General features: G+C 28.4%; 17 protein-coding genes. 11 read left to right on the top strand and 6 right to left on the bottom strand.

Annotated features, from left to right (window positions below):
* Window positions 1-2: 2 nt before the first annotated feature.
* Window positions 3-1,049 (bottom strand): ankyrin repeat domain-containing protein, encoded by a 1,047-nt coding sequence (locus tag BPP43_RS02595; protein ID WP_015274077.1) that lies wholly within the window; start codon window positions 1,047-1,049, stop codon window positions 3-5.
* Window positions 1,050-1,149: 100 nt separating this feature from the next.
* Here BPP43_RS02595 and BPP43_RS02600 point away from each other — a divergent pair, with 100 nt between their 5' ends.
* A complete protein-coding gene (locus BPP43_RS02600) occupies window positions 1,150-1,818 on the top strand; it encodes an RluA family pseudouridine synthase (RefSeq protein ID WP_014935985.1) in 669 nt (222 codons plus the stop codon).
* Here BPP43_RS02600 and BPP43_RS02605 read toward each other — a convergent pair whose 3' ends face one another.
* The 3 genes from BPP43_RS02605 to BPP43_RS02615 all read right to left on the bottom strand — a co-directional run bounded on the left by BPP43_RS02605 (window position 1,819) and on the right by BPP43_RS02615 (window position 6,038).
* Window positions 1,819-3,078: a homoserine dehydrogenase gene (locus BPP43_RS02605; protein ID WP_013243025.1), complete on the bottom strand. Its 1,260-nt coding sequence runs from the start codon at window positions 3,076-3,078 to the stop codon at window positions 1,819-1,821.
* Window positions 3,079-3,220: 142 nt separating this feature from the next.
* Window positions 3,221-5,071 (bottom strand): 1-deoxy-D-xylulose-5-phosphate synthase, encoded by a 1,851-nt coding sequence (gene dxs / locus BPP43_RS02610; protein ID WP_015274078.1) that lies wholly within the window; start codon window positions 5,069-5,071, stop codon window positions 3,221-3,223.
* A gap of 61 nt (window positions 5,072-5,132) precedes the next feature.
* Entirely contained in the window at window positions 5,133-6,038 is a 906-nt protein-coding gene (locus BPP43_RS02615) for a hypothetical protein (RefSeq protein ID WP_015274079.1), read from the bottom strand.
* Between the two features lie 470 nt (window positions 6,039-6,508).
* Between BPP43_RS02615 and BPP43_RS02620 the strand changes: the two genes are divergently transcribed.
* From BPP43_RS02620 to BPP43_RS02635, 4 genes are all read left to right on the top strand, one after another.
* Window positions 6,509-7,702 (top strand): M20 metallopeptidase family protein, encoded by a 1,194-nt coding sequence (locus BPP43_RS02620; protein WP_015274080.1) that lies wholly within the window; start codon window positions 6,509-6,511, stop codon window positions 7,700-7,702.
* A 22-nt stretch (window positions 7,703-7,724) separates the two neighbouring features.
* A complete protein-coding gene (gene dapA, locus BPP43_RS02625) occupies window positions 7,725-8,606 on the top strand; it encodes a 4-hydroxy-tetrahydrodipicolinate synthase (RefSeq protein WP_015274081.1) in 882 nt (293 codons plus the stop codon).
* Window positions 8,603-9,307 (top strand): 4-hydroxy-tetrahydrodipicolinate reductase, encoded by a 705-nt coding sequence (dapB, locus tag BPP43_RS02630; RefSeq protein ID WP_015274082.1) that lies wholly within the window; start codon window positions 8,603-8,605, stop codon window positions 9,305-9,307. The genes dapA and dapB overlap by 4 nt, the downstream gene beginning before the upstream one ends.
* 390 nt (window positions 9,308-9,697) lie before the next feature.
* Entirely contained in the window at window positions 9,698-10,837 is a 1,140-nt protein-coding gene (locus tag BPP43_RS02635; RefSeq protein ID WP_013243019.1) for a serine/threonine protein kinase, read from the top strand.
* Between the two features lie 195 nt (window positions 10,838-11,032).
* Here the strand turns inward: BPP43_RS02635 and BPP43_RS02640 are convergent, their stop codons facing one another.
* On the bottom strand, window positions 11,033-12,388 hold the full coding sequence (locus tag BPP43_RS02640) for an MATE family efflux transporter (protein ID WP_015274083.1): 1,356 nt from the start codon (window positions 12,386-12,388) through the stop codon (window positions 11,033-11,035).
* A gap of 175 nt (window positions 12,389-12,563) precedes the next feature.
* Between BPP43_RS02640 and BPP43_RS02645 the strand changes: the two genes are divergently transcribed.
* From BPP43_RS02645 to csrA, 4 genes are all read left to right on the top strand, one after another.
* Window positions 12,564-13,130, top strand: coding sequence for a GNAT family N-acetyltransferase (locus tag BPP43_RS02645; protein WP_015274084.1), 567 nt, complete (start codon window positions 12,564-12,566; stop codon window positions 13,128-13,130).
* Window positions 13,131-13,308: 178 nt separating this feature from the next.
* Window positions 13,309-14,562 (top strand): flagellar hook-associated protein 3, encoded by a 1,254-nt coding sequence (locus BPP43_RS02650; RefSeq protein WP_015274085.1) that lies wholly within the window; start codon window positions 13,309-13,311, stop codon window positions 14,560-14,562.
* A gap of 43 nt (window positions 14,563-14,605) precedes the next feature.
* On the top strand, window positions 14,606-15,076 hold the full coding sequence (gene fliW, locus BPP43_RS02655) for a flagellar assembly protein FliW (protein WP_013243012.1): 471 nt from the start codon (window positions 14,606-14,608) through the stop codon (window positions 15,074-15,076).
* Window positions 15,077-15,079: 3 nt separating this feature from the next.
* Entirely contained in the window at window positions 15,080-15,325 is a 246-nt protein-coding gene (csrA, locus tag BPP43_RS02660) for a carbon storage regulator CsrA (RefSeq protein WP_014933220.1), read from the top strand.
* A 3-nt stretch (window positions 15,326-15,328) separates the two neighbouring features.
* Here csrA and murI read toward each other — a convergent pair whose 3' ends face one another.
* Window positions 15,329-16,132 (bottom strand): glutamate racemase, encoded by an 804-nt coding sequence (gene murI / locus BPP43_RS02665; RefSeq protein ID WP_015274086.1) that lies wholly within the window; start codon window positions 16,130-16,132, stop codon window positions 15,329-15,331.
* Between the two features lie 152 nt (window positions 16,133-16,284).
* Between murI and BPP43_RS02670 the strand changes: the two genes are divergently transcribed.
* Together BPP43_RS02670 and BPP43_RS02675 are read left to right on the top strand one after the other, a co-directional pair.
* On the top strand, window positions 16,285-16,524 hold the full coding sequence (locus tag BPP43_RS02670; RefSeq protein WP_013243009.1) for an OadG family protein: 240 nt from the start codon (window positions 16,285-16,287) through the stop codon (window positions 16,522-16,524).
* 25 nt (window positions 16,525-16,549) lie between these two features.
* Window positions 16,550-18,355, top strand: a complete 1,806-nt coding sequence (locus BPP43_RS02675; protein WP_015274087.1) for a biotin/lipoyl-containing protein — start codon at window positions 16,550-16,552, stop codon at window positions 18,353-18,355.
* Window positions 18,356-18,364: the final 9 nt, after the last annotated feature.

An 18,364-nucleotide genomic window follows, 5' to 3' on the forward strand; every position in this document is an offset into this window, starting at 1 on the left:
TATTACTGCTTCTTTTCAATATAAGAGTCAAATAACTCTATTACATCTTTTCTTTTTTTTCTTGCTGCAAGTCTGTATGCAGTGTTATCATAATTATTTCTATCTGTAGGATTTGCTCCTGCCTTTAATAGCTCTTCTATAATATTAATATCTGTACCGAATGTTTTGTAAATTGTTTTATTGTACTCTTCTACCTTTTTCTCATATTGATACATTACAGAACGTATTAAAACACTATTTCCATTTCTGTCTCTAGCTTGAACATCTGCTCCTAACTCTATTAATTTTTTTATGTTGTCTAAATTAGCATCTTCTCTTTCTATTGAATACATTAAAACACTTTTACCATTATTAGTTTCATAAGAGTTAATATCAGCACCTAATTCTATTAAATTAAATACCATATTAGTATTATTATTTTTTGCATTATAAATTAAAGCGTCATTTAAATTAGTAGCTCCTGCCTCTATTAATCTTTTTGTTATGTTTAAATCTTTTGATGCTGATAAAGGCGATTTCCTTATAGCCCCTTCATAATTTCTATATACAAATAAAAGAGTTTCAGCATTAACATTAGCTCCCATCTCTATTAAATAATTTATGGTATCAATATCTCCGCCCTCGCATGCACTCACCAAAGCACTATTAATATCTTTTGCCCCCATATTAATAAGCTCTTTAACTATATCTAATTTTCCCCCAAAGGCAGCATAACTAACAGCAATATTATAATTACTAGCACCAGCATTATTTAATTCTTTAGCTATATCCCAATACCCTTCCATGCATGAAATATAAAAAGCCATATCAATATCTTTCGCTCCAAAATTAAGAAGCTCTCTCACAATTTCAATATTTCCATTTTTAGCAGCATACATTAAAGGTGTCATATTATATTTAGAATCAAATATATCTAAATTATACCCATCTCTTACTATATTTTTTACTTCTTCTATGTTGTTGTCATATATACTTTGCATTAAATCATTGCTGACTTGTGAAAATAAAATTGATACATTAATTAAAATCAATACAATTACTTTTTTCATAATACACTTATCCATTATATACTATTATAATTATCGGAAAATAAACATAATATTAAAAAAATATTTTATTTATATAATCACTTATAAAACATCTTGTAATATGTATTATATATTTTATAATAAAAAAATGATTAACATTATTTATGAAGATGAATATTTTTTGATAATTAATAAAGAATCCGGCATAGAAGTAGATGATTCATTAATAGATACAATAAAAAAAGATTATCCAAACATAAAAGAACTTTTTTTAGTGCATAGACTAGATAAATATACTTCTGGAATACTTATACTTGCCAAAGATAATAACACAAAAACATATTTTGAAAATGCATTCAAAAATAGGGAAATCAATAAAGTATATCATGCAATAGTTGAAGGAGTACCCAAAAATATAAAAGGTACTATAGATATACAAATAGCAAAAGACACAAAAAATCCAAACAAAAGAATAGCAGTAAAAAAAGGCGGAGAAATAGCCATAACACATTATAAAGTATTAAAAAAGTTTAAACTCCATTCTCTCTTAGAGCTTAAACCAATTACAGGAAGGACCCATCAAATAAGAGTGCATTTATCTTATTTAGGAAATCCTATAATAGGCGATAAAATATATTCTAAAAATGCCAAACTTTATAATATAAAAAGCTTTGCTCTAATAGCTAAAGAAATACATTTTATACACCCTATAACTAAAAAAAATATAGATATAGAAATAAAATACAATAAAGAATTCTTAAATAGCTTAAAAGTTTTATCTACTAAATAATTAATGTTTTATTTTTGCTATAAATATATTTTCTATATCCTCAACAGTTTTTATAGAATTAAGTATATTATTAATAGTAGTCTTTCTTAATATGAACATCATATTATTATCTTTATTGAGAGTTTTATCAACATTAATAGAACTATTATTAAAAGCATTAACAAATGAATCTATTTTGTTTTTTAAAGATTTAAATCTTACATAGAAATCTTCTTCTTTATCTCTAAAATCTTTTATTACTAAATCATTGTTATAATTGCTAAATCCTAAAATTGGAGAGAAAAGTTCATTGCTAATGGCTTTGTTTTTAGCAATAGATATAATATCTGAAACTATAGCACTGCTAGTATTAATTCCGCCAGCACCTACTCCATAAAATACATTATCTCCAGCAATATCGCTAGTAATTTTAATAGCATTAAAACTATAACTTGTTCTAGCTAAAAAATTTCTATCTTTTATAAAACTAGGTATAACATAAACATATAAATTATTATCTTTATCTATGCTAGCATCAGCAACAAGCTTAACAGTATATCCTAACCCCATAGCAAATATAATATCATCTAATAAAATATTTCTTATTCCTCTAATATAAATATCTTTCATATTGATGATATTACAAAAAGCCATAGATGCCAAAATACATATTTTATGTGCTGTATCTATACCATCTATATCAAATGTAGGGTCAGCCTCAGCATATCCTTTATCTTGTGCCTCTTTAAGAACAACATTAAAATCTATCTTTTGTTTAGTCATATTAGTAAGTATATAGTTACAAGTACCATTTAATATACCAGAAATAGATTCTATATTATCCGCAGTTAAACTTTCTTTCATTGCTCTTATTATAGGAATAGCACCCGCAACAGATGCCTCAAATTCAATATCTGATTTTCTGTCTTTTATTAACTCTTCAAGACTATTAGCTAATAATGCTTTATTTGCAGTAACAATAGGCTTAGTGGATTTTAGTATTAATTCTTTTGCTGTAGTCATTCCTCCAAGAACTTCTACTATAATATCTATTTCATTGTCATTTAATATATCATTTAAATCTTCTGTTTTATTTTCTACAGTATCAAGGTATTCATCATGTTTTTCTTTTATGTTTCTGCTAAATACTGTTTTTACTATTAATTTAAATCCGCTTCTTCTCTCTATGCTTTTATTATTCGTTATAATAGTTTTTAAAGTACCCTTTCCAACATTACCATAACCTGCAATTGCAATTTTTATTTCTTTACTTTCATTCATATCAATCTCACTTTTTAAATATAATAGAAATTTATTTGTTAACTTTTAAGTATATAGGAGTATATAAAAAAAATCAAGTTACTATATATAGTTTTTTGTATTAGAAAGTTATATGTTTTTTAAGTAATTAAATATTTATAAATTAATTAAAAAAATTATTTATTATTTCTTTTATGCCTTCTTTATTTAATTTATAAATATTAAGCAACTCATCTCTAGTAGCAGTTTCAAAAAACTTATTTGGAAGAGCATGTATTTTTGTTTTTTTATTATATATTTCGTTGTCTGAAATAATATTTAATATTGCAGAACCTACTCCGCCCCTTTTTACGCTCTCTTCAATTATTAAAATATTATCTGATTTTTTAGCAATATTAATTATAGTCTTTTCATCTAAAGGATTTAATGTGCATAAATTAATAATAGTAGTATCTAGATTAATTTCATCTACAGCATCAACAATATCAATCAAAGTCTGTCCATAACTTATAATACAATTTTTCTTGCCTTCTCTAATAATATGGGCCTTACCAATTTCAAACTTATCAGGTATTATAGTTTTATCGCATTCTCTTATAGAAGATTTATTATATCTCATCACTGTAGGACCATTATATTTATAAGAAGTTATAAACATATCTTTAAAATCTTTTTCAGCTACAGGAGCCATTATTACTATGTTTGGAATAATGCTTAAAAATGAAATATCATATACACCTTGATGAGTATCTCCATCTTCTGGCACCAAACCAGCCCTATCAATCATAAACTTAACATTAGCATTCATTATGCCAACATCATGTATAACCTGGTCATAAGCCCTTTGCAAAAATGTTGAATATAAATAAACATAAGGTATAAGTCCGCTCTCTGCAAGACCAACAGCAAATGTAACAGAATGCTGTTCTGCTATGCCTACATCAAAATATCTGTCTTTAAAAAGTTTAGCATATTCACTAAGCCCTGTTCCAGATTCCATTGCAGCAGTTATTGCAATTATCCTTTTATCTTCTTTTGCAGCATCTACTATGCATTCTCCCGCAAGATTAGAAAAAGTTTTTGATGACTTCTTTTTTAATTCACCTGTTTCTATATCAAAAGGAGCAATGCCATGAAACTTTGTAGGGTTTTCTTCTGCTATAGTATAGCCCTTGCCTTTTATAGTATTTACTTGAACAATTCTAAGACCATGTATAGATTTCACTTTTTCAAATGTTTCAATAAGTTCTTCATAATTATGACCATCTACAGGACCAAAATATTTAAATCCAAGACCGCTAAATGCTATACCAGGAGCAACAAAACTTCTTATAGCACCCTTACCTCTATCTATAAACTCATTTGCAATATCCCCAAATGGAAGTGTTGAAACTAAATTTTTTAATTTGTATGATGCATCTTGAATAATGCTATCGTTTAAAGTTGTATTTAAAAACTTTGAAATAGCACCTATGTTTTTACCAATAGACATTTCATTGTTGTTTAATATTATTATCATGTCTTTGTCGGTATGTGCTATATTATTCATAGCTTCTAATGCCATTCCACCTGTCATAGCACCGTCACCTATAATAGCTATCACCTCTCCGCTATAGCCTAATATTTTTTTAGCACTTGCTACCCCATAAGAAAATGAAAGCGAAGTTGAAGAATGCCCTGTCTCTTCTATATCATGTTCAGACTCTTCTCTTTTTGGAAAGCCTGATAAACCTTTATATTTTCTTAAAGTGTTAAATCTATTCTTTCTTCCTGTGAGAATCTTATGAGTATAAGCCTGATGCCCAACATCAAAAATAAAAGCATCTCTAGGAGAATTAAACAAATAATGCAAAACTATAGTTAAATCAACAACCCCTAAATTACTTCCTAAGTGTCCGCCAGTCTCTGAAACACTTTTTATTAAAAACTCTCTTATCTCTGAAGCTAAAATTGGAAGCTCTTCTACACTAAGTTTTTTTAAATCATCTATAGAGTTAATGTTTTCTAAATACATGTATCCTCTTTTAAATATCTTTTTGTTTTATTATATTAATATTATAATTTTTTTCAACAAATTATCTAATGCTAAAAGGATTAAGTAAATAGCCATTTCTAATATAATTAATAGGTGTTAATATTATATAAGAAATTAGCATATTAAACATTGATATTATAAAAGAAAATATTAACAAAAGTGTATAAGCATCAATACAATTATTTATAAAAATTAAAGCATTTTTTGGTATACCTATATTAAACAATATTTTAATGAGTATCAAAAAAGTGTTTATAATTAGAATACAAGCAAATAACACAATAACGCCTTTCCATGCATGCGATATATCTGCAGGACTTAATTCCATATGAGAAGCTATTGATATTGAAAGATAAAGAAATATCCAAAAACTTAATTGCTTTAATGAAGAATTAAGAAGAATATTATTTATTATATTTTTTGATATATAATAAATTGAATTAAATATATTAAAAAACTCATTATAAACAAAAGAAAAAATGCCGTATTTACTGCTATAATTAATTTTTGGTATATTAAAGATATTTTCTTTAAGCTCCGGCTGTAAAACTATAAAGAGTATATAAACAATAAAACTTCCTACTATAATTGGTGCTATGCCTATAAAAAAATTACCAAGCTGCTGATACCAACTGCGAGAATCATAGCTATGAAGAACATAACCTATTGTGTCAGATTTGGTATTAAAAAGTTTTATATCATCAATTCTATGCCTAAATATAATACAAAATAAAGCATGAGAGATTTCATGTATTGGCGTTCCTATCCAGCCTGTTATATATAATTCTGCCTTGCTTCCTAAAGTCTTTGCAAATAATCTTCTTGTTGTGTAAGAAATAAAATAAAGCAAAAATCCAAATATTATAACATTGCCGAATAATCTAATTAAATCTATTACAGTCTTTGAAACTATTATAAACAAAAAATAAAATACATCTTTAATCATTGTGTTACTTTATATCGGAAATAACAATGTTTATACTGAAAATTTTTAGCTTTTTTTATTTTAGTTATTTGCCTGGCAAAGCTAAAGCATTTGTACTTTTTGCTACGAGAAAAGTTGAATAAAAAATTCTCTGATAAAATATAGTTATAAAATAAAAAAAACATAAAAAAATTAATTATTTTGTTTGACTTTTATGTTTTTTTGAATATAATAACTACATATAGAAATATTAAAAGGAGTGAAAAATGTACTTATCGTATAACACCTGCTTAATTAATTTAACTTCAAATATTCATTTTCAACTTTCTAAATTCTATAAGTCTTCCAAACGTAAGTAATTCTAAATATATATTTCCTAATAAAAAATACTAAAAAATTATAAAAATATTATTAAAAAAATTAACTTAATACTATATTTAAAAGTTAACATATTATATCATTAATTCATAGTATTATAAGGTTATGAGTGTATGCAAAAAAATAAATATTTAATATTAGATGATAAGCTTAATTCTATAGAGAAATATTTAATAGATTTAAGGCGAGATTTACACAAACACCCCGAATTAGGGTTTGAAGAGTTTTATACATCTAAAAAGATTTCTTCTATACTAAAAAGTTTAAATATCAAACATAAAGTAAAAGTAGCAGAAACAGGAATAATAGCAGATATAGAAGGAGAAGATAAAAGTTTTACAGTGGCATTTAGAGCAGATATGGACGCTTTGCCTATGGAAGACTTAAAAAAATGTGAATACTCTTCAATAAATAAAGGCAAATGTCATTCTTGCGGACATGATGTTCATACTACAATATTAACAGGAATTGCAAAATATTTTTCTGAAATAAAGCCGCCATGCAATATAAGGCTAATATATCAGCCTGCAGAAGAGACTACAGGCGGTGCTTTACCAATGATAAAAAAGAATGCATTAAAAAATGTTAATGTAATATATGGTCTTCATGTTAATCCAGAATTAAAAGTTGGAAACATTGGTGTAAAATATGGGGCAATGTATGCTAGTTCAAATATGTTTGATGTAAAAGTGTATGGAAAATCTGCACATGGTGCAAAATCATACAATGGAATAGACAGCATATTAATAGCTAGTCATATATTAACTCAAATGCATAGTTATACTTCATCATTTACAGACGGAAGTATGAGGCTTCATGTTGGTTTGATGAATGGAGGAAGTGCAAGAAATATTGTTGCTGACTTTGCAAAAATGGAAGGCATTATAAGAATGCTTTGCGATGATAAAAAAAGAAAAGAGAGATTATCAGCAATAGAAAAAATTGTTAAAAACACTGCATCTAGTTTTAATGCTAAAGCAGAGTTTATAAATATGCCTTCGTATCCTGCTTTGATTAATCATAGCAATGCTGTAGATATAGTGAGAGAATCGGCTAACAATATAAAATTAAATATTGTAGAAGAAAATGCTAATATGACAACAGAAGATTTTAGCTATTATCTTCAAAACATAAGCGGAGCTTTTTTTAGCTTAGGAGTTGCTAACAAAAAAATAAACTACCCTATTCATAATAGTATGTTTGATATAGATGAAAGAGCTATTAATATAGGGGTAAAAATGCAGGTAGCTAATGTTTATGAAAGTTATTTAAAAAAAGATTTATTTAAAAAAATAAAAAACAATTAATAAATAAAAAAGGAGAAAAATTATGTCATTATTCGAAGGAGCTGGTGTAGCTTTAATAACACCATTTACAAAAGACGGAGAGATTAATTATAAAAAACTTGCTGAACTTATAGAATATCAAATAGCAAATAAAACAGATGCCATAATAGCAGCAGGAACAACAGCAGAAAGTGCTACACTTACAAGGGAAGAGAGAATAGAAGTAATAAAATTCTGTATAGAAGTTACAAATAAAAGAACAATGCTTATCGCAGGTACAGGAACTAATGTCACCAAAACAGCAGTAGAACTCACACAAAAATCATGCGAATATGGAGCAGATGCTATAATGGCAGTAACACCATATTATAATAAAGGTAATGAAAGCGGACTTATTGACTACTACACACAAATAGCAAATGCATCAAAAGCACCTGTTATAATGTATAATGTGCCTTCAAGAACAGGAGTAAAACTTCCGCTTAATGTTATTAAGAAATTATCTGAAATATCTAACATAGTAGCAATTAAAGAAGCTAGCGGAGATATGAGCTATACTGCTGATATTGCAAATATTGCTCCAAAATTGGACTTATATTCTGGAAATGATGATATGGTTACTCCTATACTTGCTTTGGGGGGTAAAGGAGTTATATCTGTTACAAGCAATATTATACCTAAAGAAAATCATGATATGGTAATGAACTTCCTCAATAGTAAAGTAGAAGAATCTATAAAAGCACAAGTACATTATATAGATTTAGTGAGAGCTATGTTTATAGAGGTTAATCCTGTACCAGTAAAAGAAGCTATGAATATAATGGGCTTTGATGTTGGACCTTGTCGTTCACCTCTTGGACCTTTAAGTGAAAAAAATAGAGAGTATGTAGCTCAAATAATAAACAAATATGGGATTAAAAAATGAATACAACTAAAATAATAATACATGGTATTGGAACAATGGGAACTATATTAAAAGATATAGTTGAAAAAGATGATAGTTTAGAGTTAGCTGGTTTTGCTGATAATCTTACTAATGAAAAAGGTGATGTAATAGTAGACTTTTCTCATTTTTCATTAATTGAGAATATGCTTGATTATGGAGTAAAAAATAATATACCTATTGTAATATGCACTACAGGTTATGATGATAAAATATTAGAAAAAATAAATGAGGCATCAAAAAAGATTCCTATAGTGCTTGCTTCAAACACTTCAATAGGTGTTACACTTATGAATGAGATAGTTTCAAAAGTTGCAAGCGTATTAAATGATTTTGATATAGAGATAGTAGAGACTCATCATAATAAAAAAATAGATTCTCCAAGCGGTACAGCTAAAACTTTATATAACACTATCAATAACACTTTGAATAACGAAATGCATTTAGTTAATGGCAGAAGCGGTACGCACAAAAGAGAAAAAAAAGAAATAGGCATGCATTCATTGAGAGGAGGAAGCGTAGTTGGAGAGCATAGCGTTATATTTTATGGAGATGATGAGGCTATTGAGATTACTCATAAGGCTATGTCAAAAAAAATATTTGCTCATGGCTCTATTAAAGCTGCTAAATTCCTTGTTGGTAAATCTCCAAAACTCTACAACATGAAAGAGGTATTATCTTAATTTTTAATAATAAAGTTATGGGCATTATAATAAAACTTATATTATGCTCATAACTTTTTAATATAAAAACTTATAATAAAAAAATAATAAAAAATTGATTAATTTTTCCTTGACAAAATATAAAAATAAATTATAATTCTTCTTAAAGAAATAAAAATAATATTTCTTCCTGTATTAGGATTACAAAATGAAAAACAAATTAATCAATCTTTTTTCTTATTCTTCTATTTTTTCTATCCTCTTTTTGAGGTGATCCTTAATTTCTTTTATATTATCAATTTAAAATAATCAAAAAAAACAAAAAAATAGCAAATATAGTGTAATAGTTTTTCTATTATGCATTATATTATACATTTTATACTTTTATTAACTATTTAAGGAGATTTCTATATGAAAATCGTAAATTCTTGGAATGATTTTGACCCATTAAAACATGTTATAGTAGGAAGAGCTGACAACTGCTGTATAGCACCATCAGAACCAGCTTCAAAAGCTAAAGTACCACTAAACAGCCCAATGAGAGGTATGACAGGACCAAGACCATTGGATACTGTAGAAAAAGCAAATGCTCAATTGGATAATCTTTGTAAAATATTAGAACAGCATGGAGTAAAAGTAGATAGACCCACTCCGCTTCAATGGAATCAAGCCGTTGTAACACCTCATTTTATGACTGGAAGCATGTTTGGCTGTATGCCTCCTAGAGATGTACTTTTAACTATTGGTAATGAAATAATAGCAGCTCCTATGTCTTTTAGATCAAGATATTTTGAGTACTTAGCTTATTCACCTATACTTAGAAAATACTTTGACGAAGACCCTGATTTTAAATGGATATCTGCACCAAGACCAGAACTTGGAGATGCAAGCTATGATATGCATTATTTTGACGGAGATGTTACTGAAGAAGTATTACTTGAAAGAACTGCTAAGCTTCATATGGTTACAACAGAACATGAAATACTTTTTGATGCTGCTGATGTTATGAGAGTTGGTAAAGATTTATTCTGTCAGCATGGTTTAACTACAAACAGAAAAGCTATGGAATGGTTAAGAAGACAGTATCCAGACTTTAGAGTACATGCTGTAAACTTCCCTGGAGACCCTTATCCAATACATATTGATGCTACTTTTGTACCTTTAAGACCTGGTTTAATAATTAACAACCCTACAAGAAAACTTCCAGTTGAACAGAGAAAAATATTTGAAGCTAATGGTTGGGAGATTGTTGATGCTGCTCAGCCTGCACATGAAACTCCTCCTCCTCTTTGTTATTCAAGCGTATGGCTTTCTATGAACTGTTTGGTATTAGACCACAAAACAGTATTAGTTGAAGCAAGCGAAGTTTATCAAATGGAGCAAATGGATAAATTGGGAATGAATGTTATACCTGTACCATTTAGAGATGCTTATCCGTTTGGAGGCGGTTTGCATTGTGCTACTGCTGACGTTTACAGAGAGGGTTCTTGTGAAGACTACTTCCCTAAACAAGTAGATGACCCTACTTTAGTTACTTATAAAAAATGGTAATTTGTATATAGATTGTGTTTTTTATGAGTGGAGGCGAAAAATAACATTCGTCTCCATTTTTTATATAAATTATAATTGTTTTAAAACTAAATTAATAAATATTTATATTGTTTTTTTGTTTTATTCAACTTTTTCCCGCCTTACACAGTGTGTACTTCATCAAAGAAGCAAACTGTTGCTCTACTTTTTTAAAAATCAATTATTGGTATTATAAACCTCTTTGTTATTATAAAAATCTGTTTTCTTAATGTTTGTATTATAATATATTATAGAAAGCAAACTCATTAATATAATCTGAGCTACAGGCATTGCAAGCCATACACCATTAAGCTTAAAAAATATAGGAAGAACCATTATGCATAATGGACTTACAAACAAAGGGTCTATGTATGTTAAAAAAGTTGCATATTTACTCTCTCCAGAAGAATAAAAATAAGCAGTACCAATTCTTACCATAGGCTGAAGTATAAACGATATAGCTATTATAGGCATGGCAATACTTACGATGTTGTTTGTTTCTATTGAAGCACCAAACATAATGCCTAGTTTATTTTTAAACAAAAGAACTACTATTATCAATATAGAGCCTAATATAGAAGAAAATAATATTCCTTTTTTTAATACTTTTCTCATAAGTTCTTCTCTTTTAGCACCCTTGAAAAAACTAATCATAGGCTGACACCCTTCTGCAATGCCTTCAAATAAATATATTATAGAGCCATAAATATAATTAATTACAGAATAAGCACTAGTTCCAATATATCCGCCATATTTTATGCATTGCAAATTATTGAATATTACTATTAGAGAAGGAGCCATTACAAGACCAAATGGAGAAAGACCTATTTGAATAGCTCTTTTACTCATAGATAAATCAAAATCTGATAATCTTATTTTTGTTCTATATTTCTTTCTAATAAACAAATAATATATAGAAATAACAGAAACTATTGCCTGTGCTATAATTGTAGCTAATGCAGCCCCAAAAGTTCCTAATCTTAGGACCATTAAAAACACATAATCTAATACAATATTAGTTATAAGCCCTATACCCATAAAACTCATAGCATGTATAGTTTTACCAGAATTTCTTATTATAGGCATGCTTCCTGCAGATATAATTTGAAATGTACCGCCTAATATAATTGTTGTAATATAACTATTAGCTTGCTCAAATATTATATCTCTTGCACCAAGCTGATAAATTAATTTGTTTTTTGTTAAAAGAAGCAACAGAGTTAATATTATGCTTGCAATTATTAAAGTAATAAATGTATTAATTTTAGCCTTATTAAACTTCTCTATATTTCCAGCCCCAAGATATGTAGACATTATAACAGAACCGCCCATTCCAAGCATAGCAGCCGTAGCAAACAAAACCGTTCCTATAGGATAAACCAAATTAATTGCAGTAAGCCCATTGTCTCCCATAGAATTTCCAACAAAAAAGCCATCAACTACTATATAAAGCCCTCCAAGCATAGTTGATACTATAGAAGGAAGTACGTATTTAAAAAAAGATTTTTCCATCTCTTCTACTCTATTTATCATCAAAGCTCCTTAAAAAACAAAAAACATATAGTCCGATAGTAGACTATTATATTCATTTAAAAATTATTGTCAATACTTAAAGACTAATATCAATTTTTTTTATATAAATATTTTTTGATTGCAAAAAAGTTAACATAATTTATAATTTAATAAAATATAGTTTTAAGGAAAATAAATGCCAATAAGACTTGCTACTTCTGAAGATACAAAACAAATACTAGATATATACTCAAATTATATTGATACAAACATTACATTTGAATATTCACTTCCTAGCATAGAGGAGTTTGAAAAAAGAATAAAAAACATAATAGAAGTTCACCCCTATTTAGTATATGAAGAAAATGAAAAAATATTAGGATACGCATACGCACATAGTTTTATGGAGAGAGAGGCGTATAAATGGGACGCAGAACTTTCTATATATATGGATTATAATTATAAATCAAAAGGATTAGGAAAAAAGCTTTGCCTAGCATTAATTAATATACTTAAATATCAAGGTTTTAAAACTCTCTATTCTAGAGTAACATCTGGCAATGTGGCAAGTGAAAAGTTTCATGATTATTTTGAGTTTAAAAAATGTGGTATGCTTTGTAACACAGGATATAAATTATCTAAATGGCATGATGTAATAATATACGAAAAGCAAATTAATGAATACGATGAAAAACCAAAAGATATTATAAAGATAAAAGATATAGATAGAGACACACTCAAAACTATAATATCAACTATTTAAATAAAAAATATTTTTTATATTTTTATTTGCAGAGCTTTACACTTAACGAAGTACACATCCTTTTAGAAAATAATAATAAAAATTTCTACAATAAAATAAAAAAATAATAAAAGAATTTTCCATTATGACGATAAATCAAACTGGGATGATATATATTTTTTAATTAGGAGTTAAAAATATGAGAGTTACAGAGCAAGCCCAATATAATAGAGCTATAAGCAGTATTAAAAAAAATTATAGTGAAATGGAAACATCTCAAACAAGGCTATCTACAGGTCAAAGAGTACAAAGACCACATGAAAATGTTACATCCACAATCAATTCTATTTATTACAGAACAAGAAAATCATCATTAGATAGATATCAAAATAATATAGTAGACGGTAAAGAAAGATTAAGCGTAGCACATGATTCAATGAGTTCTATTACACAAGCCTTATCAAGAGCAAGGGACTTAGCAGTACAAGGTGCAAACAGCACATACTCTGCAGAAGACAGAGCTAAAATGGCTATGGAAGTAGAAGAAATGATAGAGAGAATATACGATATATCTAAAACTCAAAGCAAGGGAGAGTTTATATTCTCTGGTACAAGTGTAAAAACTGCACCTTTTAGAGCATTATACGGACATGATGAAAAAGCAGGCCGTTCAATAATTCAAACAGTAATGTATGAAGGTGACGCTAATGCTCAAAACAGAGAAATAGAAAACGGTCAATACATAAATGTAGGAACTCCTGGAAACTATGCTTTTTGGGGTACAAATATGGAAATAATATCAACAGTTGATGCAGGCAATTATGTTGCTTCAGAAAACCAAGATATTATGATAGATGATATGGTTATAAATATAAAGCAAGGTGACAATATTGAAGCTATAGTTCAGAGAATAAATGATGCTAATGGAAATGTTAGTGCTACTATAGGAGATTTAAGAGGAGGTGCTAAAGTTATACAATTAAAAACATCTACTCCTCATAAAATACTTTTACAAGATTTAAAAGGAGGCACTGTATTACAAGATATAGGTTTAGTAAGACAAGGAGCAGGAAACATTCCAGAAAACAATTATGAACCTAGTGCTGTTATATCTGGTAAATCTTTATTTGAGAGTTTGATATATTTAAGAGATGCTATGCTTAATGATGATGTTAGAGCTATAGGAAGTGAGGCTTTAGGATATATAGATAGTGCTATAGATAATGTTCTCACTGTTCAGGCTAATGCTTCTTCAAAAGTAACAAGACTCGATATGGGTTACAATAGCTTTGAAGACCAAAAACTTGCAATAGATGAAGCTTTGGCTAAAAATGAAAATATTGATTATGCTGAAGAGATTGTTAATTTCAATATGTGGCAGTATGCTCATAATGCAACATTACAAACTACAGGAAGATTATTAGGAAGAACATTATTGGATTATATGAGATAATATATAATTCGATTAACAATAAAAACTTAAAGGAAATTATTTAATGCCAGAAATAGAATCTAGAATATTAGGAAAAGTAGAAGTTTCTGATAACAATTTATATCACCTTAACGGAAGCATATTAGCATTTGAAGACTATGATGAGTTTTATTTGCTTAATATGGACGAAGAAGGCACTTTTAAAATACTTCAATCTAAAGATGATAAAAACATATGTTTTATATTGATAGATCCATTTCTGGTATTTAAAGATTATAAGCCTGATGTTCATGATAATGATATAAAATTATTAGAAATAGAAAAAGAAGAAGATATACATCTATTAACAATAGTAACAATACCAAATGATAATTTCAAAGCTATGAGTGCCAATCTAATAGCTCCAATAGTTTTTAATATAAAAAATCACAAAGCAAGACAATGCACAGTTATTGGAGATAAATACAACACAAGACACCCAATATTGTCAGAGAACAATGCTGAAAATAATAATAACAAAGAGGAGAAAAGTTGATATATGCTTGTACTATCTAGAAAAATCAATCAAAGCATTGTTATAGGCGATAACATAGAAATTATGCTCGTTGATATAAGAGGCGACCAAATAAAATTAGGCATCAATGCTCCAAGAGATGTAAAAATATTTAGAAAAGAGGTTTATGAAGAGATAGAAAGCCAAAACTTAGAAGCTTCTAAAACAAATCCGGAACAATTAAATATCTTAAGCAGTTTTGTAAAAAATAAATTAGAAAAAAATAAATAATTTTTATAAAACTATTCTTTCTAACTCATAATTAATTTTTATATATCTAGATACAAAATCATTAAAATCTTTTTTATCCCCTGTTGTAAAAAACTTTAATTTTCCTCCAGAAGTATTAAGTAAATTATTATCAATAAGATATTTTTTTATAGATAATGCTATTTTAGTACTAGGGTCTATTATATTTTTTATATTAGTTTTTTTTCTATTAACCACAGATTTTATATCATCAATTATAAAAGGATAATGCGTACAAGCAAGAAGCAAAGTATCAGAATTATCATCTATTTTTTTAACATACTCTTCTAAAACAAGAATCCTATCATCATAACTATACCAATTGTTTTCTATCATAGGGCATAATTTCTGGCATGCTACCTGAGTAACTTTTATTTTGTCATTATAATCAAGTATTTTATCATGATACATATTAGAATGCACTGTAAACTCTGTTGCCATTATAGATATATTATTATTTTTAGTATTGTCAATAATATCCTCTACCCCATTAGATATTATTTCTATTATTGGTATATTATATTTATCTTTTAATACATCATAAGAAGAAGCAGTAATTGTATTACAAGCAATAACAGCCATTTTACAATTTTGTTTTATAAGGAAATCTAATATCTTTATAGATAATTGAGTTATTTCTTCTTTAGACTTATCACCATAAGGTATATTATGATTATCTCCAAGATATATATAATTTTCATTAGGAAGAATATTTAATAACTTTTTTAAAACACTTATACCGCCAAATCCTGAATCAAAAACGGCTATAGGTTTAGAAGATATACTCATTAAATAAATCCAAATAAATTTTTTGATATTATATATACTATACCATAAAAGTCAAATATATTGTGATGTGTAGTTTTTATTTTGTATAAATATACTTGTATATATGTGTAAAATATTGTATAATGTTTACAAAATAAAATTAGGAGGATTTCATGAACGGAAGTATCATAGAAGCCTTACAAATAATGCTTATAGGAATGGGTGTAGTAGTACTCTTCTTGATAATATTAGTTTATGTAATGAAGCTAGTAAGTGTTATTATAGCACAAGTAGATAAAGTTATGCCTCAAAAAGAGGAAGAACAAACTGCATTACCTGTTCAATCTGTGAGTAATGACAAGATGGTTGCTATTGCTATAGCTTTAGCACATGTTCATAGTAATAAAAAGTAATGGACAAGCATAAGGAGAAATTAATATGGCAAAAAAAGAAGTAAAATTTATGGTAACAGCATTTAGGGACGGATTTCAATCTGTTTACGGTGCTAGAGTATTATCCAAAGACTTTATGCCAGCTGTAGAAGCATTTGTAAAAGCTGGTGTTAAATATTTTGAATCTGGCGGCGGTGCAACATTCCAAAGTGCATTCTTTTACAACAATGAAAATGCTTTTGATGTAATGGATACTTTTAGAAAGACTGTTGGACCAGATGTTAATTTACAAACTTTGGCAAGAGGAGTTAATGTTGTTGGTTTGGAATCTCAGCCTAGAGATATGATTAAACTTCATGCTCAGCTTTTCAAAAAACATGGTATCACAACTATTAGAAACTTCGATGCATTAAATGATGTAAACAACCTAATTTACAGCGGACAATGTATTAAAGAAGCAGGATTAAAACACCAAGTATGTGTTACTATGATGGCTCTTCCTCCTGGTTGCGAAGGTGCACATGATGCTGAATTTTACGGAAAAGTATTAACTCAAATAAAAGATAAAGTAGATTTTGACTCAGTATGTTTCAAAGATGCTTCTGGTACTACTACTCCTCAAGTAGTTTATGATACTATTAAAGAAGCTAGAAAGATTTTGGGTAAAGATGTACATATACAAATGCATAGCCATGAAACTGCTGGTATTGGTGCTATACAATATAAAGCTGCTTTAGATGCTGGTGCTGATTGTATAGACGTTTCTTTAGCTCCTGTATCTGGCGGTACTTGTTCTACAGACTTAATAGTTATGTGGCATGCTTTAAGAGGTACTGATTTCTATTTTGATATTGATATAGATAAAATCAGAGAAGCTGAAGAAGTATTTAAAGAATGTATGAAAGATTATTTCTTACCACCTGAAAGTAGAACTGTTGAGCCTATGATTCCATTTGCTCCAATGCCTGGCGGTGCTTTAACAGCTAATACTCAGATGATGAGAGATATTAATGTAATGAACCGTTTCCCTGAAGTTATTAAAGCTATGACTGAAGTAGTTAAAAAAGGCGGTTTCGGTACTTCTGTAACTCCTGTATCTCAATTCTATTTCCAACAAGCATTTAACAATGTAATGCAAGGCGATTGGAAAAAGATTGCTGATGGTTATGGAAAAATGGTATTAGGATATTTTGGTAAAACTCCTTCTACTCCAGACCCAGAAATAGTAAAAATAGCTAGTGAACAATTAGGTTTACAGCCTACAACTGAACTTGCTATGGATATAGATGATAGAAACCCTAAAAAAGGCAGAAAAGCTGCTGAACAGGCTTTAAAAGATGCTGGTATAACAGACCTTTCTGATGAAAACGTATTTATAGCTGCTGCTTGTAAAGAAAAAGGTATACAATTCCTTAAAGGCGAAGCTAAACTTGGTATTAGAAAAAATACTCCTACTTCTTCTGATGGCGTTAAAGCTACAAGCAATGAAGTTACTGTTACAGTTGGCGGTTCTAGCTATGGAGTAAAAATAGAAAATGGCAAAGCTATAGTTGATGGTGTAAGTTATGATTATACTATTAAAGATGGTATAGTTGCTGGTGCTGCTCAATCAGCTGCTGCTCCTGCTTCTAGCGGTTCTGCTACTCCTATTACTGCTGGTTTACCTGGTACAGTTTTAAAAATACTTGCTCCTGTTGGAACACAAGTTCAAGATGGAACAACTATATTAATTGTAGAAGCGATGAAAATGGAAGTAGAAATTAAATCTTCTGCAAGCGGTGTTGTAAAAGAAGTAAAAGTTAAACCAGGAGATGCTGTAGTTGCTGGTCAAGAGTTGGCTATTGTTGGATAATAGATGCTT

Origin of the sequence: Brachyspira pilosicoli P43/6/78 (genome assembly GCF_000325665.1) — a bacterium.
Taxonomy (GTDB): domain Bacteria; phylum Spirochaetota; class Brachyspiria; order Brachyspirales; family Brachyspiraceae; genus Brachyspira; species Brachyspira pilosicoli.